Source organism: Streptomyces sp. NPDC001530 (assembly GCF_042894545.1).
In the GTDB taxonomy this organism is placed as follows: Bacteria; Actinomycetota; Actinomycetes; order Streptomycetales; family Streptomycetaceae; genus Streptomyces.
In genome coordinates this window covers 381,041-405,222 of the sequence record NZ_JBIAVS010000004.1, presented here as the reverse complement: position 1 = coordinate 405,222, position 24,182 = coordinate 381,041, and the positions used below count along the sequence as shown (strand labels likewise).

Here is a 24,182-nt window from a genome sequence, read left to right as displayed (position 1 = left end):
AGGCGGTTCGCAGTCCTAGGACAGCGGATCGGGAGGGCCTTCTTTGGGCTGCTCCGAACACGCCCGGCGGACCCCGTCCCCAAAGGACGGGAGCCCCTCTGACCAGGGGTTACCGCGCTCGCCGGAAGCGACTGTTCCTTGAGAACTCAAAAGCGTGCCGAGGGAAGCCCGTCCCCCCTTCGCAAGCAAGAGGGCGGGCGCGCATGGGTTCTGTCCTGTGCGCGGTACAGCGCAACTCCACCTTTCCGCAGCTCAACGGCTGCGGCCGGTTGCCTCCGCTGCTCGTCTCGTACGAGCGGCGCTGAGGGGAGCCGGAACTACCGACTTCAACGGCGTGAGCCCCCGGTGCGGGAACACCGGGGGCTCTGTTCGGGCCGTTGCCACCTGCTAGGGAGAACACGACCCATGGACCACATCGTGACTGTTCAGGACGCTGTTACCGCGTTCGCCGACTTCATGGAGCCGACGGACGTGGAGCTGGACGCCATCGACGCGGAGATGCCGGTCATCCGCGCGGAGATGGAGTTGCTGGACGCGCAGATCATCACCATCGACCGCACGCCGTGCGAGCTGGACGAGCGGCGTATTCGCCGGGCCCGTCGGCGCGTGCTCGCCGCGCACCGCGACCACGTCAACGGCCTTGACGGTCAGGCGGGCGGTGCCGCATGAACCTGCACCGCAAGGGCCGCGCCGCTCTCGTGCTCGCACTGGTCGTCGTGGTCGCCATGGCCTTCCGGGTGTCCTGGAACGCGTTGCGGGACATCGCGGGCGCCATCGGCGCGGACGCCACAGCGGCGACGCTGTACCCGTTCGTCGTCGACGGCCTGATGGCGCTGGCCCTGATCGCGACGCTCGTGCTCGCCGGGCGGGACCGGACGTTCGCGCTGCGGGTGCTGGCCGCCTACACGATCGCCTCGCTCGTGCTGAACTACGTGCACGGCCTCGTCCCGGAGCTGCACGGCCGGTCGGTCGACTGGGGTCGACTGGCCGACTGGGACCCGGCGAACTGGGCGCTCGTGCTGCTCGCCACGTCACTGCCGGTCGGGTCGATCTACTTCGGTTCCGACCTCGTGGCGAAGGTGCTGCACCACCGCGCCACCGCGATCACCACGCCGAACGCGAATGCGGAGGAATCGACCAATACCGAGAGGAATCGGTCTAGTTCTGACCTCGCGGTATCGACCCCGGCGCCGATCACGCCGAACGTGAAGCCGCTGCCCCGAGCCGTGGCCGTCGGCTTCCTGAAATCGACGATCCCGGCCAAGCCCGTGGCGGCCATCGATCAGCCGACTGTGACGCCAATCGAGCGGCGCGCGGTGGCCGCTGAGTCGATTCGCCCGCGCCGGGCCACGGGCCGCGTGCCCGAGGTTGCCCGCACTCCGCGCCCGAAGCGCACCCCCGATGCGCTGCTCGACGAGGCGCGCAAGGCCACGGCCGATTGGCCGGACGCCAAGCTGACCGCCGAGGGCATCCGCCGTGAGGTCCGTACCTCCCCGGCGAACGCCCGCACCCTGCGCGACACCCTGCGCGCCGAACGCGGCCACAAGGTCGCCTGATGGCCACGCTGCCGGTCTACCGGTGGCGCATGGCGCCGGACGGCTACGCCACCTACCGCCAGCTCCGCGCCCTCGGGCTGCGGCCCGGTGGTCAGGAGGTGGCGGCGCAGGTGGAGCGGCCCCGGCGCCGTCGCGGGCCGCTGGTCGCCTACCTCTACCGCGTCGACCTCGCGAAGCCGGTGCGTCCGATGACCCCGGCCCGGTGGGCGGCTCTGGCCAAGGCCAACGCCGCTCGCCGCACCTGCCCGGAGTGCCGCCGGGATGCGGGATACGTCATCCCGCCTTCGCTCGGCATGTGTCCTGCCTGCGCTTTTCCCGACAACACTCCGGAGGGTGCGTCATGGAACAGCTCCCCGTACACCGCCCGCTGACGGTGGTTCAGCTTCCTGACGGCAGCCACGTCTACGCCGACCCCGCCTCCCTGCCTGTCCAGCAGCCGACGGGGCCGCAGGTGGTGCACATCCACCAGGCGCCGCCGGACCGCACGGTGCAGCGCGTCGCGCTCGGCTCCGGTGTCGGGGCCGGTGCGGTGGCGGCTGGTGTCTACTTCGGTCCGCTGCTCGTCGGCGCGTTGACCGCCATCGCCGCGAACCTGGCGATGCTCGCGTTCATCGCGCTCGTGCTCGGCTGGTCCGTCGTCACCGTCGTTCGCGCCGTCGGCGACGGCGGCAAGGCCGCTGGCAAGCGCGGCCGGAAGGGCCACTGAAACACCCCGAGGCCGTAGGCGCCCTGTGGGCGCCTGAGCCCCCTTCCGGGTGGGGTTTGACCCCCGGAAGGCTGTTCGGCCGCCACAACCCCCGTAGCAACGCAGGGTGACGGAAGTTTCCGTTCTCGCGCGCGCACGCGTAGGGGCCGCCTCGGAAACCAGGAAACCGGAAACCTGCTCACTCCGCGTAACCCGCACGTGTGGTGACGGGCCGTCGCAGGGCCCGTCACCACCAACCCACCGATCCCGGAAATGAGGACACCCGTGAGTCACGGACAAGTCTGGCGCACCCACCGCCAGTACGCCGCCACCGCCGCCCGCTGGACCGCCGCCGTGTGGCGCAAGGAAGCCGACCGCCGCCGCGCCCTGCGCGCCGAACGCAAGCCGCTGGTGCGCGACGCCCGCCGGGCGCTCGCCACCGCGCGCGCCATCGACCCCGAGGGCGTCACCTCCCTGCGCCACCGCGCCGAGCGGGAGTTGCGCACCGCCAAGCGGCGCGTGCCCGACCCGATGTGGTGGTTCGCCACCAAGACCGCCGCCGCCCTCGGTGTCGCCGGATACGTGTGGCTGCCGCAGGTCTCCGCGCGCGTGTGGGTGTGGTCGGCCGTCGCTGTCGTCGCCGCTGTCACCGCTCTGTCGGTGTGGATCGCGGTTCGCGAGCGCGACACGACCGGCCTGAAGCCCACCGCCGAGGAGTCGGCGCTGCTGAAGCGCCTTCAGCCGCAGCACTGGAAGGAGCATGCCGAACAGCGCGGTCTCGCCGGGACGCTGACCGGCCGGCCGAAGCTGACCGAGGCGGGCATCGTGTGCGCCGTCCGCCTCGACGGCACCTGGACCGCGACCAAGCTCCGCACGGCCGAGGACCACATCCGCGCCCTGCTCGGGGCCCGCACGAGCCTGCGCATACAGATCAAGGCAGGCAAGCAGGGCGGCTGGGCCGAACTCACCTTGCGCACCCGCAGTGCGGCCGACGGCGACGACCTGACATGGACGCCCGAGCAGCGCTCGCTCGGCATCGACACCGTCACTGGTGAGGCGGTGACCGTGCCGCTCGGGGAACGGCTGCTGATCGCCGGTCGGTCCGGGGCGGGCAAGAGTGTGGCGTCCCGGCCGCTGCTGTACGACGCGTCCGAGGGCGCCACGAACGCGCTCGTCATCATCGACCTCAAGCGCGTGGAAGGCCGGTTGTGGGACCACCGGGCCCGCGTCGCCTCCACCCCGCGCGAAGTCGTCGACGTGGTCGACGAGCTGGAGACGGAGATGCTGGAACGGCTCAGCATCCTGCCCAAGGGACAGGACACCTGGACCCCCACCGCCGAACGGCCGCGCATCACGGTCGTCGTCGACGAGGGCGCCGAGGTCATGACCGCCGCCGACAAGGTCCCCTACGAGACCGAGACCAGCGACGGTAAGAGCCGCACGGTGAACCGGTCCGCGTTGCCGGGCCTGGAGTCCATCGCGCGGATGGGGCGCGCGGCGTGCATCGACCTGTGGTGGATGACCCAGAAGCCGACCATCGGTGACGGCATCCCCAAGCAGATCGCCCCGCAGATCGGCGTCTCCATCTGCCTGGCCGTGCGCACCCCCGCCGAAGCCCGCGTGGTCCTCGGGGAGGACGCTCAGGCCAAGGGCTGGAACGCCGACGAACTCCCCGTGCCGGGTGTGGCGTTGATCCGGGACGGCAAGCGCAAGCCCGACCCGGTCAAGGTCCGCTACATGGACAAGGCCGTCGTCATCACCCTGCCCGACCGCGAGCCCTGGTCCCGCACGGTCGCGCCCACCGTGGAAGCCGCGGGCGCCCCGACGCTCACCCTCGTCAAGGACACGGCTCCGGATGAGCCCGCCACGGACAGCGCCGTCGCCCGCGTCCTCAAGGCCATAGAGACCGCAGACGAACCGGTCCGCCAAAAGGACCTGGCCACCATCACGGGCCTGTCCAAGGGCGCCGTGTCCAAGGCCGTCAAAACCCTCACCACCAGCGGCACGGTCGTCCGCTCTCTGGACAGTCGACTGACCGCCACGCGCGGCGACGACACCGCCGCCGCCTGACCCACCACCGAAGACGGCGGCGGCCCCCTTCCGCCAAGAACCGGGGCCGCCGCCTGTCCACCTGCCATCTACAGACCTGTGGAGGTCTCCAGCATGACCCAACCCACCGAATACAGGCGAGCGTCCCTCTTGGACGCCGCCCTGAGTGCCGCTGAATGCGGCTGGTACGTCTTCCCGCTCCGTCCCGGCACCAAGCGCCCCGCCCTGCACGGTGAAGCGTCGTGCCCCGGCACCGGTCCGTGCGAGGCAGGCCACCGCAAGTGGGAGCAGCGCGCGACGACCGACGCGGACCGCATCCGCGCCACCTGGTCGCGTGCCCCGTTCAACGTCGGGATCGCCACCGGCCCTTCCGGGCTACTGGTCGTCGACCTCGACAGGCCCAAGCCCCACAGCAGTGCGGACACGCCTGACGGCGTGACGACCTTTGCGGCGCTCTGCGAGCGCACCGGAGAGGACGTGCCCGACACCTACCGGACGCGGACCGCGAGCGGCGGCAGGCACCTCTACCTCGCCGCACCGGCGGGCGTGCGGCTGGCCAACACGGCCGGAACCCTTGCCCCGTTGGTCGACACCCGGGCATGGGGCGGCTATGTCGTCGCGGCGGGCAGCATCACCCCCACCGGGCCCTACCAGGCCATCGGCAGCCCTGCCGTGGCCCCACTGCCCGCATGGCTGCTGCGGCTGCTGCAACCGGCCCCCGCAAAGCCTGCCGTGCCACTCAGGCTCCCGGCTGTCAGCGGCGACCGTGCGGCACTGGCCGCACTGGAGTGGGAATGCGCCGTGGTCTCGGCAGCGCCGGACAAGCAGCGCAACATCACGCTCAACCGATGCGCCTTCAAGGTGGGGCGGTTCGTCGCGTGGGGCGACATCCCCCGGCACGTGGTTGAAGAGGCCTTCCAAGCGGCGGGGGAGGCGCGCGGACTCACCGTCGCGGAGTGCCGCGCCACGATCCGCAGTGCTCTGGACGGCTCCATCCGCAAAGCCCGCCCCCGGGATACGGCATGAACACCCCACACCGCGCCCCCTTGGAAGGCCACCCCCACGCAAACGGCCGGCACACCGCCCAACCGGCCGTGCCCCGGACGGCCGTGGGCGAGCCGAAGGGCGTCGCCGAAGGCGTCCCCACTGCTGTTCGCACTGACCCGCAGGCCGGAGACGGCCGATACCCCGTGGCGTGGCTGTCCATCGTCGCCCCGAGAGGCGCCGTGCCCACCGCCACCTCCGAGTGCCTGTGCGAACGCGACCGCAGCGCCGTCGGCCACGCACGCGTGCTGGCCCTGATCACCAACCACGAATCCCACCGCGACGCCTGCCCGCTCCGCACCCCCCAGGAAGGAAGGGCTGCCGCATGACCCCCACCATCGACGGGGCCACGCTGCTCAACGAGGTGGAAGCCTTCCACCGCCGCTTCAACGTCTTCCCCACCGACGCCGCATACGTCGCGGTCGCCCTGTGGGACGCCCACGCCCACCTGCTCGACTGCTTCGACTCCACCCCACGTCTGGCGTTCCTGTCACCCGAGCCGGGATCGGGCAAGTCGCGGGCACTGGAGATCGTGGAGACGCTCGTGCCGCACCCGATGGTGGCCGTGAACGCGTCCGCCGCCGCGCTCTTCCGCGCGGTGTCCGGCGTGGACGGGCGGCCCACGATCCTGTTCGACGAGATCGACACCATCTTCGGACCCAAAGCCGGAGACAACGAGGACCTTCGCGGCTTCCTGAACGCCGGACACCGCCGTACCGGCGTCACCTACCGGTGCATCGGAGACGGCGGCAACCAGACCGTCCAGGCCTTCCCCTCGTACTGCGCGGTCGCGGTCGCCGGACTCGGCTCCCTGCCGGACACGATCCTGACTCGCTCGATCGTCATCCGCATGCGCCGACGGGCCCGCAACGAACGCGTGGAACCCTTCCGCGCCCGCATCCACGAAGCCGAAGGCCACAAGCTCCGCGACCGGCTCGCCGAATGGGCCGCACAGGCACGCGGGTTCGTACTCGGGGCCTGGCCGGACATGCCGGACGGGGTGACCGACCGCCCGGCGGATGTGTGGGAACCCCTGCTCGCCATCGCCGACGCCGTCGGCGGCGAGTGGCCGCGCCGGGCCCGCGAAGCGTGCGTCACCCTCGTCAAGGCCGCGCAGACCACCGATAAACACAGCCTGGGAATCAGGCTGTTGACCGACCTGCGCGACCACGTCCTGATTGGCGTGGACAAGCTGCCCACCATCGCCATCCTCGACCGGCTCAATGCCCTCGACGACGCCCCATGGGCCGACCTCGACGGCAAGCCGCTCGACAACCGGCGCCTCGCGCGGATGCTCGGGGAGTACATGACGGCCGACAACGCGCCCATCCGGTCCCGCAACATCCGCACCGCTGGCGGAGTCCTCAAGGGCTTCCACGCCGAGGACCTGACGGACGCGTGGGCGCGCTATTGCCCGCCCCCCTCTCAGGACTCCGCTACATCCGCTACACCGCTACAGCCCAGCCCAGAGCCCCTGAATCTGTAGCGGCACCAAAGCGTGTAGCGGCTACGCCCGCCACCCCGTAGCGCATGCGTAGCCGCTACACGCCACCCCTCCGCTACAAAAACACCCCCGCTGACCTGCGATGTAGCGCTGTAGCGGATGTAGCGGACTTCCCAGAAGGGGCCCGAGAGCCCTGCCGAGGAGGCACCCCGGATGAGCACCGCGATCGCTGCCCCCGTCGACCGACTCCTGTACAAGCCGGAGGAGGCTGCCGAGGCGCTCGCCATCGGCCGCTCCACCGTCTACGAACTCATGGCCGAAGGCGCCCTGAAGTACATCAAGTTGGGCCGCACACGCCGAATCCGCCGCGCGGACTTGGAGGCGTACGTCGAGAACCTCGCCCCGCTGCCCGCTTGACCCGAGCACGCCCTGAGGCGCCCCGAGCACTCCGCTCGGGGCGCCTCTCGCATGGAGGAGCACATGAGTCCCCGCAAACCCAACAACGAGTCATCCATCTACTTCGGGTCCGACGGCTGGTGGCACGGCCGCGTCACGATGGGCGTGAAGAACGACGGCAGCCCCGACCGCCGCCACCGCCGCGCCAAGACCGAGCCCGAAATCAAGCGCAAGGTCAAGGAATTGGAGCGCCAGCGCGACGAGGGCCGCGCGACGAAGGCCGGTCGCGCACCGACCGTCGCCAAGTGGATGGAGACCTACCTCACCGACATCGCGAGCCTGAAGCTCAAGCCCCGCTCCCTGGATGACTACTGGTCCAAGACCCGCAACGACATCATCCCGGGAGTCGGCCAGCACCGGATCGACAAGCTGCAGCCGGAGCACCTGGAGCGCATGTACCGGGCGATGCTCGACGCCGGTCACGCCCCGTCGCACGTCGTGAAGGTGCATCGCATCCTGTCTCGGGCCCTGAAGATTGCCCACCGTCGCCGCATGGTCAGCGAGAACGTAGCCACGCTGGTGGACCCGCCCAGCGTCGACGAGACCGAGGCGAACCCCTTCACTCAGGAGGAGTCCAAAGCGTTCCTCGAAGCTGCGGCGAAGCGTCCCACCTTCATGCGGTGGATCGTCGGCGTGGGCATGGGGTTCCGGCAGGGCGAGACGCTCGGTCTGCGCTGGCCGTACGTCGACCTCGAAGCGGAGCTGTTCCACCCCAAGTGGCAGCTGCAGCGCCTCACATGGCGGCACGGTTGCGACGACCCGCACGCCTGCGGCGAGCGCCTCCACCACTTCGAGCCGTGCCCGCCGAACTGCACCACGCACAAGAACTACAAGCGTGGCTGCCCAAAGCCCTGCACCAAGACGTGCACGAAGCACGCGAGCGCCTGCCCCGACCGCAAGGAAGGCGGTCTCACCTTCACCCGCCCCAAGACCAAGAAGAGCCAGAACCCCGTCCCGATCCCGCCCGTCTTCATCCCGTTTCTGCGCGACCACAAGGCTCAACAGGAGGCGATGCGAGCCGCGGCCGGGGAGCTGTGGCAAGAGCACCACGTCGTGTTCTCCCGGCCGGACGGCCGCCCGCTCGACCCCCGGCAGGACTACGAGGAGTTCAAGGAGCTGCTCGCCGAGGCCGGGATCGACGACCGCCGCCTGTACGACGGGAGCCGTCATACGGCTGGCACGATCCTGAACGAGCTGGGCGTCGACATGCCCACGATCATGGAGATCCTGCGGCACACCCAGATCAGCCAGACCCGCCGCTACGTGAAGGGCAGATCACACCTGTCGAAGGACGCGATGCGGCGCATGGGCGAGTTCTTCGTCCCCGCTCCCCCGGCCCCCGATCCGGGCCCGGATTGCGGCCCCACTGAGACCAGAACTGAGACCCTCGACACCCGCGCGGCCCGCTCCCTACGCCGTCGCCGCATCCGCTGAACGACGAAACCCCAGGTCGGAGTACATCCGACCTGGGGTTTCAAGGTGAGCCGCCTTCGGGATTCGAACCCGAGACCTACGCATTACGAGTGCGTTGCTCTGGCCATCTGAGCTAAGGCGGCGCGCTGTCCGCACTATGGTGCGATCAGCAACGTCGGTAAGTCTACACAGTTTCCGGGGGTGCTCCGTACACGCCCCGGGGTGCCTGCTCCCGGGGTGTGCGGCAGGGCTATGAGCAGCGCTTTCCCTTGGGGGGAAGGGTGCCCTGGAGGAGGTAGCGGTTGATCGCGGAGTCGATGCAGTCGCTGCCGCGGCCGTACGCGGTGTGGCCGTCGCCGACGTAGGTGAGGAGGGTGGCGGAGGAGAGCTGGGAGGCGAGGGACTGGGCCCAGGGGTAGGGGGTCGCCGGGTCGCGGGTGGTGCCGACCACGAGGATCGGGGCCGCGCCCTTCGCCTCGATGTGGTGGGGCTCGCCCGTCGGCCTCACGGGCCAGTACGCGCAGTTCAGGGACGCCCAGGCCAGGCCCTCGCCAAAGACGGGGGACGCCTTCTCGAAGGCGGGGAGGGCCTTCTCCACTTGGTCGGGGGTGGAGAAGGCTGCTGGGAGGTCGAGGCAGTTCACCGCCGCGTTGGCGTACATCAGGTTCGCGTACCTGCCGTCGGCGTCGCGCTCGTAGTAACTGTCGGCGAGAGCAAGCAGGCCCGCGCCGTCCTTCTCCTTCATCGCCGCGGTGAGCGCCTCGCGCAGCTGCTGCCAGGACGACTCGTCGTACATCGCCGCGATCACCCCCGTCGTCGCGAGCGCCTCGCCGAGCTTGCGGCCGTCCGCGTCGCCGGTCGGGATGGGCGCCCGGTCCAGCTGCTGGAAGAACGCCTTCAGATTCTTGCCCACCTGCTCCGTGCTCGTGCCCGGGCCGCCCAGCGGGCAGTCGCTCTGGCGCACGCAGTCCTTCGCGAAGGACTGGAAGGCCGTCTCGAAGCCCGCCGTCTGGTCCTTGTTCAGATTGCGGGCGGACAGGGACGGGTCCATCGCGCCGTCCAGGACGAGGCGGCCCACCCGGTCCGGGAAGAGACCGGCGTACGTCGCACCCAGGAACGTCCCGTACGACGCCCCGACATACGTCAGCTTCTGGTCGCCCAGCACGGCGCGCAGGATGTCCATGTCACGGGCCGCCTCCACCGTGGAGACATGCCGGAGCAGCTCGGGCGAGCGCTGCCCGCAGCCCTCGGCGAACTTCTTGTACGCGTCGACCAGTTGCCCCGTCTCCTTCTTGTCGTCGGGAGTCGTGTCCGTCTGCGTGTACGTGTCCATCTGGCGGCCGGTGAGGCACTCGACCGGCTCGCTGCGGGCCACACCGCGCGGGTCCATCGCGACCATGTCGTAGCGGGCGCGGACCTCCGCCGGGTAGCCGAGGCCGGCGTACTGCTGCAGATAGCCGACCGCCGAGCCACCCGGTCCTCCCGGGTTGACCATCAGCGAACCCAGGCGCTTGCCGGGCCCCGTGGCCTTCTTGCGGGCGACCGCAAGCCTGATGTCGCCCGAGGCCGGCTTCGCGTAGTCCAGCGGCGCCTTCATCGTGGCGCACTCGAAACCGGGGACGCCGCAGCTGCGCCAGCTCAGCTTCTGCCCGTAGTACGGCGCCAGCGCCGACGGCGTGGAGCGCGGCAGCGCGGGCAGCGCCGCGTCCGCCGTGGAGGTCGCCGTAGCCTTCGCCGTCGTCGAATTCCCGGAGGAGCACGCCGAGACGAACAGCGCGGCGGCGGCCAGCAGCACGCCACCCGTACGAGTGGCCCGGGCCGTACGGAGAGACCGGACCGCGCGGAGGGCTCGGGGCGGCCTGGGGGAACGGGTCGGCCGAGGGGTGCGCCTGAAGTACATCTCGCGAGCGTAACCTTGCATGACCGATTGATCCCCATCAGTCGTGGATGTGCCTCGTACGAGTTACCCGGTCAACCTCTCTCGCGTCACGCCGGTCGCGCCCGACGCCCCGGCCGCGCTCATCCCGCCCGCAGAGCCACCGTCATCGCCTCCACCGCGAGCAGCGGGGCCACGTTGCGGTCGAGGGCCTCGCGGCACGCGGCGATCGCCTCGATGCGGCGCAGGGTCGCCTCCGGCGAGCTGCCGCGGGCCAGCCGCTCCAGGGCGTCCTCGGCGTCCATGTTGGCGATGGCCACACGGGAACCGAGCTGGAGGGCGAGGACATCGCGGTAGAACCCGGTGAGGTCGATCAGGGCCAGGTCCAGGCTGTCGCGCTGCGTACGCGTTCTTCGGCGCTTCTGCCGGTCCTCCAGCTCCTTCATGACGCCCGCGGTGCCGCGGGGCATACGGCCGCCCTGGGGCGCGCCGAGGGCCGCCTTCAGGTCCTCGGTCTCCTTCACGTCGACTTCTTCGGCGAGCTGCTTGGCGTCCTCGGAGGCCGTGTCGATCAGCTCCTGGGCCGCCTTGAGGCAGCCCCCGATGTCGTCGACCCGCAGCGGGAGCTTGAGGACGGCGGCTCGGCGCGCACGGGCGTTCGGGTCCGTGGCGAGGCGGCGGGCCCGCCCGATGTGGCCCTGCGTCGCGCGGGCGGCGGCCGCCGCGACGTCGGGCTCGATGCCGTCACGCCGTACGAGAATGTCGGCGACCGCGTCCACCGGCGGGGTGCGGAGGGTGAGGAGGCGGCAGCGGGAGCGGATGGTGGGCAGGACGTCCTCGATGGACGGGGCGCACAGCAGCCAGACCGTGCGCGGGGCGGGCTCCTCGACGGCCTTCAGCAGGACATTGCCCGCGCCCTCCGTGAGACGGTCCGCGTCTTCCAGGACGATGACCTGCCAGCGGCCGTTCGCCGGGGACATCTGGGCGCGGCGGACCAGGTCGCGGGTCTCCTTCACACCGATGGAGAGGAGGTCGGTGCGGACGATCTCCACATCGGCGTGGGTGCCCACCAGGCTCGTATGACAGCCGTCGCAGAAGCCACAGCCAGGCACTCCGCCGAGCGCGCGGTCCGGGCTGACGCACTGGAGCGCCGCCGCGAACGCCCGGGCCGCCGTGGAACGGCCCGAGCCGGGCGGGCCTGTGAACAGCCAGGCGTGCGTCATCTTGGACGCCTCGGGGAGCGAGGTGCCCGCGGCGACCGCCGTGACGAGGGCGTCGGCGTCCCGGGCGGCGGCGGCGAGCTGCTCGCTCACCTTCTCCTGGCCCACCAGGTCGTCCCACACGGGCATGGGGCACCGCCCTTTCGTCGCACTTTGCCTTGCCGCGTCCATTGTGCGGGTCGCCACTGACAATCGGCCCCGGCCGGGGTGAGCGGGGCCCACCACCCACCGCCCACCGGTGCTCCAGCAGCGTCGCCCGCCAGTGCTCCAGCAGCGCTGTCCGCCGGGATTCAGCAGCCCGCCAGAAATTCAGCGGCGGCACCCGCCCCGCCCCTCGTCCCAGTCGTCTTCCTCGCGCGGGCCCAGCAGTTCGTCCGCCAGGGTCGGGAGGTCGTCCAGCGGAGTCTCCTCGGCCCAGTCGGAACGGGGCCGACGGCGCGGGGCGCCCTCGTCGTCGACCTGGGGCAGCTCGCGCGTACGGTCGCCGGCACCGTCCGGCCGAGGCGCCGGCCGCTCGTCCCGGAAGAAGCCCGGCGGTACCCGGTCCGCGGGATCACCCATCGGGCCGGCCGCCCTAGGAGCGTCCGCCGCGGGAGAACGCGTGGCAGCACCCCTGGAAGCGCCCGCACCCCCGTCCCGTACTGGAGGAAGCACCGCCGTCTCATCGGCCGCACCCGGAGCCACAGGCGGCAGCACCGCCGTCTCATCGGCCGCCCCGGGAGCGACAGGCCGCAACACGGCCGTCTCGTCCGCCGCACCCGAAGCCACCGGCGGCAACACCGTCGTCTCGTCCGCCGCGCCCTCGGGCACTGGCGGCTTCGGCAGCTTCGCCGTCTCCTCCACGTCGGAGCGGGAGCCGGGCCGAGAACCTGCAGGGCCCTCACCCGCTCGCACCGGCGGCAGCACCGCCGTCTCGTCCACCGGCCCGCCCGACGCGTTCGGCGGCGTCACAACCGGCGTAGGCACCGTCGTCTCGCTGTCGGGCGCCGAAGTCTCCGCATGCTCAGGCGCGGACGCCCCCGTGGCCCGGGCCCCAGCCGGAGCCCCAGGCGCAGTCACGTTCGCCACCGCGGTCGACGCCGCAGCCTCGGCGGAAGCCGCCGCAGCCGCCGACGCGGCCGCGGCCTCAGCCGCTACCCGCCGAGCCTCCTCGGCTCGCAGCAACGCCTCCTCGGCCTTCCGCTGCTTCTCCAGGCGGCGCGCCTCCGCCTCGGCCCGCAGCCGCGCCTCCTCCTCGGCCTGCTTGCGTCGACGCTCCTCCTCAGCGGCCCGCGCCTGCTCCTCGGCGAGACGCCTGGCGCGCTCCTCCTCGGCACGGCGGCGGGCCTCCTCGGCGCGCTGCCGGGCCTCCTCGGCCTGGCGCTCGGCCTCGCGCCGCTGGGCCTCCTCCAGTTCGCGCTGCTTGCGCTCCTCCTCCTCGGCGCGGAGCTTCGCGAGCTGCTCCTGGCGCTCGCGCTCCAGCCGCTCCTCCTCGGCCTTGCGGGCGGCCTCTTCCTCGGCCTTGCGCCGGGCCTCCTCCTCGGCCGCCTTGCGGGCCTCCTCCTGGGCCTTCGCCTCGGCCTCGGAGAGGGGCAGCATCACGTCGAGCCGGTGCCGGATGACCGTGGTGACCGACTCGGGCTCCTGCGCGGCGTCGACGACCAGGTACCGCCCCGGGTCGGCGGCTGCGAGCGTCAGGAAACCGGACCGTACGCGCGTGTGGAACTCGACGGGTTCCGACTCCAGCCGGTCCGGCGCCTCCGTGAACCGCTCGCGGGCCGCCTCCGGCGAGACATCCAGCAGGACCGTCAGATGCGGTACGAGCCCATTCGTCGCCCACCGGTTGATGCGGGCGATCTCCGTCGGGGACAGATCACGGCCCGCGCCCTGGTAGGCCACGGAGGAGTCGATGTAGCGGTCGGAGATGACGACGGCACCCCGCTCCAGCGCGGGCCGCACCACCGTGTCGACGTGCTCCGCGCGGTCGGCGGCGTACAGCAGCGCCTCCGCGCGGTGCGAGAGGCCCGCCGAGGACACGTCCAGCAGGATCGACCGCAGCCGCTTGCCGACCGGCGTGGCGCCCGGCTCCCGGGTCACCACGACCTCATGGCCCTTGGCGCGGATCCACTCGGCGAGCGCGGCCGCCTGGGTGGACTTGCCGGCCCCGTCGCCGCCCTCCAGGACGATGAAGAAACCGTTCGTGGCGGGCACCTGCGCCGGGTCGTCGCCGCCGCGCAGCGCGTCCAGCAGGTCGTGCCGCAGCGGCACCCCGGAGCGGTCGTCGACTTTGGCGAGCACCAGCGCGGCGACCGGCAGCAGCAGCGCGCCGACCAGCATCAGCGTGAAGGCGGCGCCCCCGTGCGCGAACACGAACTTGCCGTTCTCCAGGCGATGCGGACCGATCGCGGCGGCCACCAGGGGCGCCACGATCGTGCCGAGCGCCACGAAGACCCGTACGACCGCGTGCAGATGTTCAGTCGTCCGGGCCCGCCGGTACTCCTCGGTCTCCTGGTCGAGCAGCGCGTGTCCGGTGTTCGCGGCGACGCCCGCGCCGATGCCCGCGCAGGCGACGATCAGCAGCACGGTGGTGACGTCCGGGACCAGCCCGGCGGCCAGCAGCGCGACCCCGGTGAAGGCGATCGCCAGGGACAGCAGCCTGCGCCGCGACAGCGACGGCAGCACTGAGGGGGCCGTACGGATGCCGACGACGACGCCCCCGGTCAGGGCCAGCACCAGCAGCCCGTACGTCACCGGTCCGCCGCGCAGGTCCGTGGCGTGCAGCACGGAGACGGCGACGGCGGCCGAGATCGACCCGGCGACGGCAGCGCAGGCAAGGACCAGCAGCGGAATCGCGCCGGTACGGCCCTTGTCGACGCCGGTGCCCGTCTTGGGGCGGCGCAGACCCTCGAGCGGCGACCGCGCGCGCGGGGTGCGTGCGTCGGGCAGTTCGAGGAACGTGAGCACCGAGAGGGAGGCGGCGAACAGTCCGGCCGCGACATACGAGGCGAGCGCCCCCTGGTGCTGGTCGAACCAGTCGATCCCGGCGCCCAGCAGATTGTTGACGAGCGACACCACGACGAGCGCTGCGGCCGCGAGCGGCACCGCCACGAATCCCGTACGCAGTGACAGGCGCCGCAGTGCGTCCATGTGGTCCGGCAGTGGGCGCACCGTGGCGCCCTCCAGCGGCGGCGCGGGCAGCAGCGCGGGCGCCGCGCTCTCCCGGCACACCGTCCAGAACCGCTCGGCGACGCCGGTCACGAAGGCGATGACCAGGAGGACGGCGAGCGCGTCGTCCGGGGTCCAGTCGATCCACAGGGGCGCGACGATGAGGAGCGCGGCCCGCAGACCGTCGGCTCCCACCATGGTCCAGCGCCGGTCGAGCGGCCCCTCCGGGGACGTCAGTGACGTGAGTGGTCCGAGGAGTACGGCTCCGAAGAGCAGCGTCGCGAGCACGCGTGCCCCGAAGACGGCCGCCACGGCGAAGGCCACTCCTCGGTAGCCACCACCGAAGGAGCCCTCGAAGATCGCCGCTTGGAGGGCGAGGACGACCAGCACGAGCAGGGCCAGGGCGTCGGCGACACCTCCTACCAGCTGTGCGCTCCACAGCCGCTTCAACTGCGGCTGGCGCAGCAGGGCGCGGACGGCGCGCTCGCGCGAATCTGCGACCAGGGCGTCGTCGGGGGCCGGGGTGTGGGCCGTTGGCTGCTCGGCTCGCGTCATCCTGCAAGCCTATCCGGACCCACTGACTCCCCGAAGAGGTGGCCGAACATACGGACGCCCCCACACCCGAAGGTGTAGGGGCGTACACGTGCCGATCACCTCAGGCACACGCAAGCCAGGCATCCGAGGGCACACACATGCCGATCACCTCAAGCACACGCGTGCCGGGCACCCCAGCGCACCTGAGTCAGCCCTCCGAAGCCGCCGTCTTCTTGGCCACGGTCTTCTTGGCCGGTGCCTTCTTGGCAGCGGTCTTCGAAGTCGTCGTCTTCTTTGCGGCCGTTTTCTTGGCCGGGGCCTTCTTGGCGGGTGCCTTCTTCGCGGCCGTCTTCTTCGCGGTCTTCTTGGCCGGGCTCTTCGCACGCTTCTCGGCGAGCAGCTCGAAGCCGCGCTCCGGGGTGATCTCCTCGACGCTGTCGCCGGAGCGCAGGGTCGCGTTGGTCTCGCCGTCGGTCACGTACGGCCCGAAACGGCCGTCCTTGACGACGACGGGCTTCCCGCTGACCGGGTCCTCGCCCAGCTCCTTCAGCGGCGGCTTGGCGGCCGCGCGGCCACGCTGCTTGGGCTGGGAGTAGATCTCCAGCGCCTCTTCGAGCGTGATGGTGAAGAGCTGGTCCTCGGACTGCAGCGAGCGCGAGTCCGTGCCCTTCTTCAGGTACGGCCCGTAGCGACCGTTCTGCGCGGTGATCTCCACGCCCTCGGCGTCCTTGCCGACGACGCGCGGCAGCGACATCAGCTTGAGGGCGTCCTCGAGGGTCACCGTGTCGAGCGACATCGACTTGAACAGCGAGGCCGTACGCGGCTTGACGGCGTTCTTGCCCGTCTTCGGAGTGCCCTCGGGGAGCACCTCGGTGACGTACGGGCCGTAGCGGCCGTCCCTGGCGATGATCTGGTGGCCCGTCGCCGGGTCGGCACCGAGCTCGAAGTCACCGCTCGGCTTGGCGAGCAGTTCCTCCGCGAGGTCGACGGACAGCTCGTCGGGTGCCAGATCCTCGGGCACATCCGCGCGCTGGTGGTTCTCGGAGTCCTTCTCGCCGCGCTCGATGTACGGGCCGTAGCGCCCGACGCGCAGCACGATGTCGTTGCCGACCGGGAAGGACGACACCTCACGGGCGTCGATGGCGCCGAGGTCGGTGACGAGTTCCTTGAGGCCGCCGAGGTGGTCGCCGTCGCCGTTGCCGGCCTCGGCGGCGCCGCCATGACCAGTGCCCTCACCGAAGTAGAACCGCCTCAGCCACGGCACGGCCTGCGCCTCGCCCCGGGCGATGCGGTCGAGGTCGTCCTCCATCTTGGCGGTGAAGTCGTAGTCGACGAGCCGCCCGAAGTGCTTCTCCAGGAGGTTGACCACGGCGAAGGACAGGAAGGACGGCACGAGCGCCGTGCCCTTCTTGAACACGTATCCGCGGTCCAGGATCGTGCCGATGATCGACGCGTACGTCGACGGGCGGCCGATCTCGCGCTCTTCGAGCTCCTTGACCAGGCTGGCCTCGGTGTAGCGGGCCGGGGGCTTGGTGGCGTGGCCGTCGACCGTGATCTCGTCGGCGGACAGCGGGTCGCCCTCGCTGACCTGCGGCAGCCGGCGCTCGCGGTCGTCCAGCTCGGCGTTCGGGTCGTCCGCGCCCTCGACGTACGCCTTCAGGAAGCCGTGGAAGGTGATCGTCTTGCCGGACGCGCTGAACTCGACGTCCCGGCCGTCGGCGGCCGCGCCACCGATCTTCACCGTCACGCTGTTCCCGGTCGCGTCCTTCATCTGGGAGGCAACGGTCCGCTTCCAGATCAGCTCGTAGAGCTTGAACTGGTCACCGGTCAGACCCGTCTCGGCCGGGGTGCGGAAACGATCGCCCGAGGGCCGGATCGCCTCGTGCGCCTCCTGCGCGTTCTTGACCTTCCCGGCGTACGTCCGCGGCTGTGCCGGCAGGTAGCCGGCGCCGTACAGCTGAGTGACCTGGGCGCGGGCGGCGGCGATGGCCGTGTCCGACAGGGTCGTGGAGTCCGTGCGCATGTAGGTGATGAAGCCGTTCTCGTACAGCTTCTGCGCCACCTGCATGGTCGCCTTCGCGCCGAAGCCGAGCTTGCGCGAGGCCTCCTGCTGGAGCGTCGTCGTACGGAACGGCGCGTACGGCGAGCGGCGGTACGGCTTGGACTCGACCGAGCGGACCGAGAAGTTCGTGTTCTCCAGGGCGGCGGCGAGCGCGCGGGCGTTCGCCTCGTCCAGGTGGAGCGTGTTCGCGCTCTTCAGCTGACCCAGGGAGTCGAAGTCGCGGCCCTGGGCGACGCGCTTGCCGTCGACCGAAGCCAGGCGGGCGACCAGCGAGGACGGGTCGCTGTTGTCGCCGACGCGGCCGGTACCGAAGGTGCCGGTCAGGTCCCAGTACTCGGCGGAGCGGAAGGCGATGCGCTCGCGCTCCCGCTCGACGACGAGGCGGGTCGCCACGGACTGCACGCGGCCCGCCGACAGCCGCGGCATGACCTTCTTCCACAGGACCGGCGAGACCTCGTAGCCGTAGAGACGGTCGAGGATGCGCCGGGTCTCCTGAGCGTCGACCATGCGCTTGTTCAGGTCGCGCGGGTTGGCGACGGCCTCGCGGATCGCGTCCTTGGTGATCTCGTGGAACACCATCCGCTTGACCGGAACCTTGGGCTTCAGCACCTCCAGGAGGTGCCACGCGATGGCCTCGCCCTCGCGGTCCTCATCGGTGGCGAGGAAGAGTTCGTCGGAATCCTTCAGCAGGTCCTTGAGCTTCTTGACCTGGGCCCTCTTGTCGGCGTTGACCACGTAGATCGGCTGGAAGTCGTGCTCGACGTCCACGCCGAGGCGGCGCACCTCGCCGGTGTACTTCTCCGGCACCTCCGCGGCGCCGTTCGGGAGGTCGCGGATGTGCCCGACGCTCGCTTCGACGACATAGCCGGGGCCGAGATAGCCCTTGATCGTCTTCGCCTTGGCAGGCGACTCGACGATGACGAGTCGGCGGCCGCCGTGTGCGGTGTCGCTGGTCGGGGACAACTTCGCTCTTCTCTCCGGTCGACGCGGGGGTCTCCCCAGGTCTTGCTCCCGGGGGTGGGTCGGGGCTGCTCTTTATGGCTCGCTCGCCTCCGGAGCGCTATAGCCGGTGTCGAAACGGCGATCGTGCTCAGCCCTTCGGGCCTCCGCGCATTCGCCCTCTCGATACCGTCGCGCTCCTTCGGCTCACTCGCTGGTGACGCTGCGGAGTGTGACGGTACATCCCGCCCCCGTGTCAAACGGGAAAAGCCCGCAACGGCCACTCGAACGGTAACCCGACTACCGCCATTCCTGCCGCCCGGAGTGTCCACCAGCCTTTTCGGGCCTATCCGGAGCGTGACCTCCCAGTTACCGAAGTGCGGGTCCTCACGCGCGCGTGAAACACCACATCCCGAGTGCCAGCGCACCGGTTCCGGCGACACTCGCGAGCGTCGCCGATGCGACGCGGTTCACACCGTGGGCGACCGGCTCGCCCTGCCGCACCCGCACCGCGGTCCAGGCCAGCAGCGCGCCTCCGAACAGGGCGAACACCATCCCCACGAAGATCGCCGGTCCGCTTTCCATGGGTGTGTCCTTCCGCGCCGAGTCCTCAGGATCGGGAGGCTGACACGCCCCGGAAGCGGACATGCGAACCTACGGTGAACGCCAGGCAGCCAGCACCCCATGGTGCCCTCAGACGGTGCCGGGCGTCGGTATCTTCCCGGTCGTTTTTGTTTCGTCGGCATGGCCCACCGTGCACACGACTGTGGTGAATCCGTCGTTCCAGTCTTCCTTGTCGCCCAGCCAGCCGTAGGTCTTCAGCTCCGATCCGGGCGCCCAACTCGACTCGAACTTGTTGCTGCAGAGCTTTCCTCCGTTGTCGATCCCCTTCTTGTAGTCCATGGTCTCGGGCGCGGCGGCGAAGCCGATGACCTGGTCGGTGTGCGGCTTGGCACAGTCGGTCAGCAGGGACTGGAACGAGTCGCTCCCCTTGTCGACGTACGTCCAGCAGTCGCCCACGGCCATCTGCGCGGCGTACAGGTCCATGTTCTTGTCCCGGAACCGGGCCACTTCGCCCCCGATGGCGACATGCCGTCCCAGTACGAGACATGCCGTACCGCCGTCGGCCGCCGTGAAACCCGCCTTCGTCGGGACGAGGGCGTAGGTGCCCGCGTCGGGCAGCGCGGTGGCCACCGGCTCGGCCTGCCGCGCGCAGCGTGTCGCGCCCTGGGCCCGGGCGTCGGCGTAGTCGCTCGCCGTGTCGACCGCCACGACCTGCCCGTCCGGCCAGTCGTCGGCGCAGTCCACGACGCCCAGGTTCGGCACCGACTTGAACGGCGTGCCCGACCAGACCGCCCGCACGCAGTCGCCCGCCTGCAACGGGTCGGTGAGGCCCGCCTGCTCGCCGTACGGGTACACCGGCCCCGTCGGCTCCGGCGCCGACGTACTCGCCGAAGGCGAGGAGGACTTCTTCGCCACGGTGTCCTTCTTGTCGCCGTCACCGCCGGTCAGCGAGACGGCGGCCCAGGCACCGCCGGCGATCACCAGGACGACCGCCACGACGAGGGCGATGACGGCGGCGGCGGGCTTCTTGCGCCCTGCGGCCGGCGGAGGCGGTCCGGGCGGGCCGCCCGCGTACGGGTCGTACGGCAGAGGCGGGCTGCCCTCGTGGGGCGAGGGCGCGCCCGTCCCCGCGTAGGGCGAGTCCGGGCCGCTCGCGTAGGGGTTGTTGCGGAAGTCGTACGCACTGTGTGGGGTCGAGGGACTCCAAGGGGCGTACGGCGACGGCGTGCTGGAGGCCGGTGCGGATGGGGCGCCCGGCATGGCGGGGCCACCCGCTCCGGGAGTGTCGCCCGCGCCCGGGGTGGCCGGACCGCCCGGCGTCTGCGGGGTGTTCGGCGTGGGCGGCGCACCCGGCGTCCGCGGAGTGCCCGGAGTCGGTCCCCCGGCCCGGTCCGCGTACTGGCCGCCGTACGGCCCCTGGGCCGCGGCCCCCGCCTGCCCCGGGGGCGAGCCCGCGGCATAGCCGGGAGGCGCGCCTGCCACATATCCCGGAGGCGCCCCCGCGACCTCGTCCGAGGGCACACTCGCGGACGGGCTGCCAGGCACCGCCCCTAAGCCGTCGGACGCCGCCCCTGAGCCCCCTGATCCGCCGGACACCGACCCGAACCCACCCGGTGGCGGCCCGAATCCGCCCGGCGCAGGCCCCGACTGGGGCGCCGCACCCCAACCCGGCGGAGACACGAACGACCCGGCACCCGCGGCTCCCTGCACCACTCGCTCCAGCCCCCGCGCGACCGCCTCCGGCGACGACCTTCGCACCGGGTCCTTGACGAGCAACCCGTGCAGCACGGGAGTCAGTTCACCGGCGCGGGTCGGCGGCGTGGGCTCTTCGCTGAGCAGGGCCGTCAGTGTCGCGTAGCTGCCATGGCGGTCGAAGGGGCCGCGGCCTTCCACGGCCGCGTACAGCGTGGCGCCCAGGGAGAAGATGTCGGCGGCCGGGGTGGGCGGCTCGCCGCGGGCGCGCTCGGGGGCGAGATAGCCGGGCGTGCCGAGAATGCCGGCGGTGGCGGTGAGCCTTGGCTCGCGGGACTCCGGTTGCAGCGCGATTCCGTAGTCGGTGAGCAGCACGCGCGCGTAGGGGTCGCCGGAAGCGTCCGGCGCCAGAAGGATGTTGGCCGGTTTCACATCCCTGTGGAGGATGCCGATCCGGTGTCCCGCGGTGAGCGCGTCGAGCACGGCGAGCCCGATCCGGGCGGTCGCCTCGGGCGACAGCGGCCCCGACTGCCGGACGACCGCCTGGAGATCGACCGCGTCCGGCACGTACTCCATGACGATCCACGGCAGCCCTTCGTGCACCACCACGTCGTGCACGGTGGCGACATGGGGATGTCCGCGTAAGCGCGCCGCGTGCCGGGCCTCGCTGCGGGCCCGCGCAATGCGCTGCGCCGGCTCGCTCGCGTCCATCGGCACGTCCGGCAGCGCGACCTCCTTCATGGAGACCTCGCAGGCCAACTCCTCGTCGTACGCGAGCCAGACGCGCCCCATGCCGCCCGCGCCGAGCGTCCGCAGCAGCCGATACCGGCCGCTGATGACCCTGCCCTCGCCCTGATCCGGCGTCTCCCCCGCCATCACGCCTCCCCCGAGACAGCGCGCCTCCCCCGAGGACGCGTGGAGCTTGTCTCTCGAAGGTAGCTTCGCACGCACCACTGACAGGAGACCTTTTGCGGGCCAATCACATCCAATCCCGCCAGAACGGGCACATACGACTCAGTGGTACGAGTCCGCCCCAGCCGTCCCGCCGCCCGGGCATGCCGGCGACACCGGGCGCACCCACGTCACCGCGCGGGCTCGAGGAACCCCTGCTCCACCAGCAGCCGGATCTGCGCGGGCGTCCGGTCGCGCAGCAACACCGGATCCTCGCCGACCAGTTGGGCGATGGCGTCAAGGATCCGGCCCGCGCTCAGCGTGCCGTCGCAGACGCCCGCGAAGCCCGCGCCGACCGTGTCCACCTTGGTGGCCCGGCGCATCCCGCGGTGCTGGCGCAGCACCACATGCTCCGGATCCTCGGCGCCGGGCAGCCCGACCTGCTCCTGGACGACCTCTTCGACGAGCTTGAAGTGTCCGGCGAGCAGGGCCGCGTCGTCGTGCGCCCGCAGATAATCGAGGCGGTCGAAGTGCGCGCGCACGGTCTCGCCGAGCGGCTGCTCGACGGGGTGCGGCCACTCCTCGGCCGTGATCGAGGGCCGGTCGCCCGCCGTCCTGCGCAGGGTGATCCAGCCGAAGCCGACCGCCTTCACCTTGCGCGCCTCGAACTCGTCCAGCCACGCGTCGTACCGCGCCTGGTACTCGGCCGCGTCGCCGCGGTGGTCGCCCGCGTCGCGCAGCCACAACTCGGCGTACTGCGTGATGTCCTGGACCTCGCGCTGCACGATCCACGCATCGCAGCCGCGTGGCACCCAGGAGCGCAGCCGGTCCTGCCAGTCCTCCCCTTCCACGTGCTGCCAGTTGGCCAGGAACTGCGCGAAACCGCCCTCGTTCAGCCGCTCCCCCGCCTGCTGAACGAGCGTGCGGCACAGATCGTCCCCGCTCATCCCGCCGTCGCGGTAGGTGAGCCGGGCACCGGGCGAGATCACGAAGGGCGGGTTCGACACGATCAGGTCGTACGTCTCGTCGTCCCGGACCGGCTCGAACAGCGAGCCCTCCCGCAGATCGGCCGCCGGGGCGCCGGAGAGCGCGAGGGTGAGCGCGGTGATGTGCAGCGCGCGGGGGTTGAGGTCGGTCGCGGTCACGCGCGTGGCGTGCTGTGCGGCGTGCAGGGCCTGGATCCCGGAGCCGGTGCCGAGGTCGAGCGCCGAGGCGACGGGCGTACGGACGGTGATACCGGCGAGGGTCGTGGAGGCCCCGCCCACCCCGAGGACGACACCTTCCTCCCGGCTGCCGATACCGCCCGCGCCGCCGACGGCGCACCCCAGGTCGGACACGATGAACCAGTCCTCGCCGCCCGACCCGCCGTACGGCCGGATGTCCACGGTCGCGGCGACCTCGTCGCCACCCACCCGGGTCAGCCAGCCGCTGTCCAGACAGTCCTCGACCGGCAGCACGTCCGCCACGCGCGCGTGCGGCACCGGCTGCTGCAGCAGAAAGAGCCGTACGAGCGTCTCCAGCGGCGTGTCCCCGCGGGTTGCCCGGAGCGCGGGCACGGTCTCGCTGCGCGCCAGCGCCGCGTACGCCGGGGCGCCGAGCAGTTCGAGCAGTCCGTCGGCGGTGAAGGAGGCGCCGAGCAGGGCGTCCCGCAGCCGAGCGGCGACATCGACACGGTCGGACGAGGGCAAGGGTGACAGGCTGGTCTGGCTCACGCTTCCCATTGTGTCCGCTCCCGCCGACCGGCACGTACTCCTGTGGACAGCCCACGCCGACCTCTGTGGACACGCGTGCGCCTGTGGACAGCCCATGCCGACGCCTGTGGACAGACGCGCGCCACAAGAGCGACGCGGCGCACGCCGAGGGCCCGGTACGCGCGCGTACCGGGCCCTCTTTCGGTTGGCCGAACGATCGCTCCCGGGCTCAGCCCTGGGTTGCCGACGGAGAAGCGGACGGGCTCTTGCAGCTCGCCTGCCGGGCCATCGCCTGGCCCACGTCCCCCTCCTCGAGCTTCTTCAGCGCGTCGTTCCCGCTCTGGCTCAGCTTGTCCAACTGGGTCGCGATGTCCTTGAGGCCATCCGCGAACTTCGCCTGGTCCTTGACGTCGAGCCCGTCGACCGGCTTCTTCAGATCGGCATACGAGGCGGCGATCTCGTTGAGCTCCTTGACCGCGTCTGCCTGCTTCTTCTTGCCGTCCTCGACGTCCGGGGCGCCCGCGTTGTCGACAGCGGCACCGATCGCCTTATAGGCGTCGGCCATGTCCTGGAAAGCCTGCGCGTCGGTCTTCTGGACGGTCTCCGGCGAACTGTTGTCCGAGGTCTCCTTCTGGATCGCGGCGTTGGCTGCCTCGATCTTCTGCGCCTGCGGCTTCACCGCGTCGCAGACCTGCTTGGCCCAGGAGTTCAGCTTGTCGTCGTTGTTGTCGCTGCTGCATCCCGACAGCGCCAGTACCAGTACCGCACCGCCGGACAGTGCGGCTGCGAGCTTCTTGTTCACCGGATTGGTCCCTTCCTTGGCTCTCGGCCCCGGAACATACACGCCAGGTGGGCAACATTCGCGAGCAAAATGTCTGTTTTATTGGTTATTGCAGCTATTTGCACCAAGAGAGAGAAGGGT

Annotated in this window: 18 protein-coding genes and 1 tRNA gene; 10 read left to right on the top strand and 9 right to left on the bottom strand. The window is 71.2% G+C overall.

Going from position 1 to position 24,182, the window contains the following annotated elements; genetic code table 11:
* Window positions 1–405: 405 nt before the first annotated feature.
* The 10 genes from ACFY0T_RS09905 to ACFY0T_RS09860 all read left to right on the top strand — a co-directional run bounded on the left by ACFY0T_RS09905 (window position 406) and on the right by ACFY0T_RS09860 (window position 8,668).
* On the top strand, window positions 406–669 hold the full coding sequence (locus ACFY0T_RS09905; RefSeq protein ID WP_388866723.1) for a DUF6284 family protein: 264 nt from the start codon (window positions 406–408) through the stop codon (window positions 667–669).
* Window positions 666–1,556: a DUF2637 domain-containing protein gene (locus ACFY0T_RS09900; RefSeq protein ID WP_388866720.1), complete on the top strand. Its 891-nt coding sequence runs from the start codon at window positions 666–668 to the stop codon at window positions 1,554–1,556. Before ACFY0T_RS09905 ends, ACFY0T_RS09900 begins: the two co-directional genes overlap by 4 nt.
* Window positions 1,556–1,927 (top strand): RRQRL motif-containing zinc-binding protein, encoded by a 372-nt coding sequence (locus ACFY0T_RS09895; protein ID WP_388866717.1) that lies wholly within the window; start codon window positions 1,556–1,558, stop codon window positions 1,925–1,927. Before ACFY0T_RS09900 ends, ACFY0T_RS09895 begins: the two co-directional genes overlap by 1 nt.
* Window positions 1,897–2,262, top strand: coding sequence for a DUF6251 family protein (locus ACFY0T_RS09890; RefSeq protein ID WP_388866714.1), 366 nt, complete (start codon window positions 1,897–1,899; stop codon window positions 2,260–2,262). Before ACFY0T_RS09895 ends, ACFY0T_RS09890 begins: the two co-directional genes overlap by 31 nt.
* Window positions 2,263–2,526: 264 nt before the next feature.
* Window positions 2,527–4,311 carry a MarR family transcriptional regulator gene (locus ACFY0T_RS09885; protein ID WP_388866711.1) on the top strand — a complete coding sequence of 595 codons (1,785 nt, stop codon included), beginning with the start codon at window positions 2,527–2,529 and terminating at the stop codon, window positions 4,309–4,311.
* 93 nt (window positions 4,312–4,404) lie between these two features.
* A complete protein-coding gene (locus tag ACFY0T_RS09880) occupies window positions 4,405–5,316 on the top strand; it encodes a bifunctional DNA primase/polymerase (protein WP_388866708.1) in 912 nt (303 codons plus the stop codon).
* Window positions 5,313–5,663: a hypothetical protein gene (locus ACFY0T_RS09875; protein ID WP_388866705.1), complete on the top strand. Its 351-nt coding sequence runs from the start codon at window positions 5,313–5,315 to the stop codon at window positions 5,661–5,663. Before ACFY0T_RS09880 ends, ACFY0T_RS09875 begins: the two co-directional genes overlap by 4 nt.
* Window positions 5,660–6,820 carry a DUF3631 domain-containing protein gene (locus ACFY0T_RS09870; protein ID WP_388866703.1) on the top strand — a complete coding sequence of 387 codons (1,161 nt, stop codon included), beginning with the start codon at window positions 5,660–5,662 and terminating at the stop codon, window positions 6,818–6,820. Before ACFY0T_RS09875 ends, ACFY0T_RS09870 begins: the two co-directional genes overlap by 4 nt.
* 171 nt (window positions 6,821–6,991) lie before the next feature.
* Window positions 6,992–7,195, top strand: coding sequence for a helix-turn-helix domain-containing protein (locus tag ACFY0T_RS09865; RefSeq protein WP_365355070.1), 204 nt, complete (start codon window positions 6,992–6,994; stop codon window positions 7,193–7,195).
* A gap of 63 nt (window positions 7,196–7,258) precedes the next feature.
* Window positions 7,259–8,668, top strand: a complete 1,410-nt coding sequence (locus ACFY0T_RS09860) for a tyrosine-type recombinase/integrase (protein ID WP_388866700.1) — start codon at window positions 7,259–7,261, stop codon at window positions 8,666–8,668.
* Between the two features lie 48 nt (window positions 8,669–8,716).
* Here ACFY0T_RS09860 and ACFY0T_RS09855 read toward each other — a convergent pair.
* From ACFY0T_RS09855 to ACFY0T_RS09815, 9 genes are all read right to left on the bottom strand, one after another.
* A tRNA-Thr gene (locus tag ACFY0T_RS09855) sits at window positions 8,717–8,790 on the bottom strand.
* A 107-nt stretch (window positions 8,791–8,897) separates the two neighbouring features.
* Entirely contained in the window at window positions 8,898–10,547 is a 1,650-nt protein-coding gene (locus tag ACFY0T_RS09850) for an alpha/beta hydrolase (RefSeq protein WP_388866697.1), read from the bottom strand.
* A gap of 119 nt (window positions 10,548–10,666) precedes the next feature.
* Window positions 10,667–11,872: a DNA polymerase III subunit delta' gene (locus ACFY0T_RS09845; RefSeq protein ID WP_388866694.1), complete on the bottom strand. Its 1,206-nt coding sequence runs from the start codon at window positions 11,870–11,872 to the stop codon at window positions 10,667–10,669.
* A 180-nt stretch (window positions 11,873–12,052) separates the two neighbouring features.
* Window positions 12,053–15,442: a dTMP kinase gene (gene tmk / locus ACFY0T_RS09840; protein WP_388866691.1), complete on the bottom strand. Its 3,390-nt coding sequence runs from the start codon at window positions 15,440–15,442 to the stop codon at window positions 12,053–12,055.
* Between the two features lie 187 nt (window positions 15,443–15,629).
* Window positions 15,630–18,446, bottom strand: coding sequence for a type I DNA topoisomerase (topA, locus tag ACFY0T_RS09835; protein WP_388866688.1), 2,817 nt, complete (start codon window positions 18,444–18,446; stop codon window positions 15,630–15,632).
* A 363-nt stretch (window positions 18,447–18,809) separates the two neighbouring features.
* A complete protein-coding gene (locus ACFY0T_RS09830) occupies window positions 18,810–19,007 on the bottom strand; it encodes a hypothetical protein (RefSeq protein ID WP_388866685.1) in 198 nt (65 codons plus the stop codon).
* A 108-nt stretch (window positions 19,008–19,115) separates the two neighbouring features.
* Window positions 19,116–21,554, bottom strand: a complete 2,439-nt coding sequence (locus ACFY0T_RS09825) for a protein kinase (protein WP_388866683.1) — start codon at window positions 21,552–21,554, stop codon at window positions 19,116–19,118.
* A gap of 206 nt (window positions 21,555–21,760) precedes the next feature.
* Window positions 21,761–23,290, bottom strand: coding sequence for a methyltransferase (locus ACFY0T_RS09820; RefSeq protein ID WP_388866680.1), 1,530 nt, complete (start codon window positions 23,288–23,290; stop codon window positions 21,761–21,763).
* Window positions 23,291–23,489: 199 nt separating this feature from the next.
* On the bottom strand, window positions 23,490–24,062 hold the full coding sequence (locus tag ACFY0T_RS09815; RefSeq protein ID WP_388866677.1) for a small secreted protein: 573 nt from the start codon (window positions 24,060–24,062) through the stop codon (window positions 23,490–23,492).
* Window positions 24,063–24,182: the final 120 nt, after the last annotated feature.

Bases quoted from the DNA above. Each gene is read 5' to 3' on its own strand.
- ACFY0T_RS09905 (WP_388866723.1), top strand. From the start codon at position 406: ATGGACCACATCGTGACTGTTCAGGACGCTGTTACCGCGTTCGCCGAC.
- ACFY0T_RS09900 (WP_388866720.1), top strand. From the start codon at position 666: ATGAACCTGCACCGCAAGGGCCGCGCCGCTCTCGTGCTCGCACTGGTC.
- ACFY0T_RS09895 (WP_388866717.1), top strand. From the start codon at position 1,556: ATGGCCACGCTGCCGGTCTACCGGTGGCGCATGGCGCCGGACGGCTAC.
- ACFY0T_RS09890 (WP_388866714.1), top strand. From the start codon at position 1,897: ATGGAACAGCTCCCCGTACACCGCCCGCTGACGGTGGTTCAGCTTCCT.
- ACFY0T_RS09880 (WP_388866708.1), top strand. From the start codon at position 4,405: ATGACCCAACCCACCGAATACAGGCGAGCGTCCCTCTTGGACGCCGCC.
- ACFY0T_RS09875 (WP_388866705.1), top strand. From the start codon at position 5,313: ATGAACACCCCACACCGCGCCCCCTTGGAAGGCCACCCCCACGCAAAC.
- ACFY0T_RS09870 (WP_388866703.1), top strand. From the start codon at position 5,660: ATGACCCCCACCATCGACGGGGCCACGCTGCTCAACGAGGTGGAAGCC.
- ACFY0T_RS09865 (WP_365355070.1), top strand. From the start codon at position 6,992: ATGAGCACCGCGATCGCTGCCCCCGTCGACCGACTCCTGTACAAGCCG.
- ACFY0T_RS09860 (WP_388866700.1), top strand. From the start codon at position 7,259: ATGAGTCCCCGCAAACCCAACAACGAGTCATCCATCTACTTCGGGTCC.
- ACFY0T_RS09850 (WP_388866697.1), bottom strand. From the start codon at position 10,547: ATGTACTTCAGGCGCACCCCTCGGCCGACCCGTTCCCCCAGGCCGCCC.
- ACFY0T_RS09845 (WP_388866694.1), bottom strand. From the start codon at position 11,872: ATGCCCGTGTGGGACGACCTGGTGGGCCAGGAGAAGGTGAGCGAGCAG.
- tmk (WP_388866691.1), bottom strand. From the start codon at position 15,442: ATGACGCGAGCCGAGCAGCCAACGGCCCACACCCCGGCCCCCGACGAC.
- ACFY0T_RS09830 (WP_388866685.1), bottom strand. From the start codon at position 19,007: ATGGAAAGCGGACCGGCGATCTTCGTGGGGATGGTGTTCGCCCTGTTC.
- ACFY0T_RS09825 (WP_388866683.1), bottom strand. From the start codon at position 21,554: ATGGCGGGGGAGACGCCGGATCAGGGCGAGGGCAGGGTCATCAGCGGC.
- ACFY0T_RS09820 (WP_388866680.1), bottom strand. From the start codon at position 23,290: ATGGGAAGCGTGAGCCAGACCAGCCTGTCACCCTTGCCCTCGTCCGAC.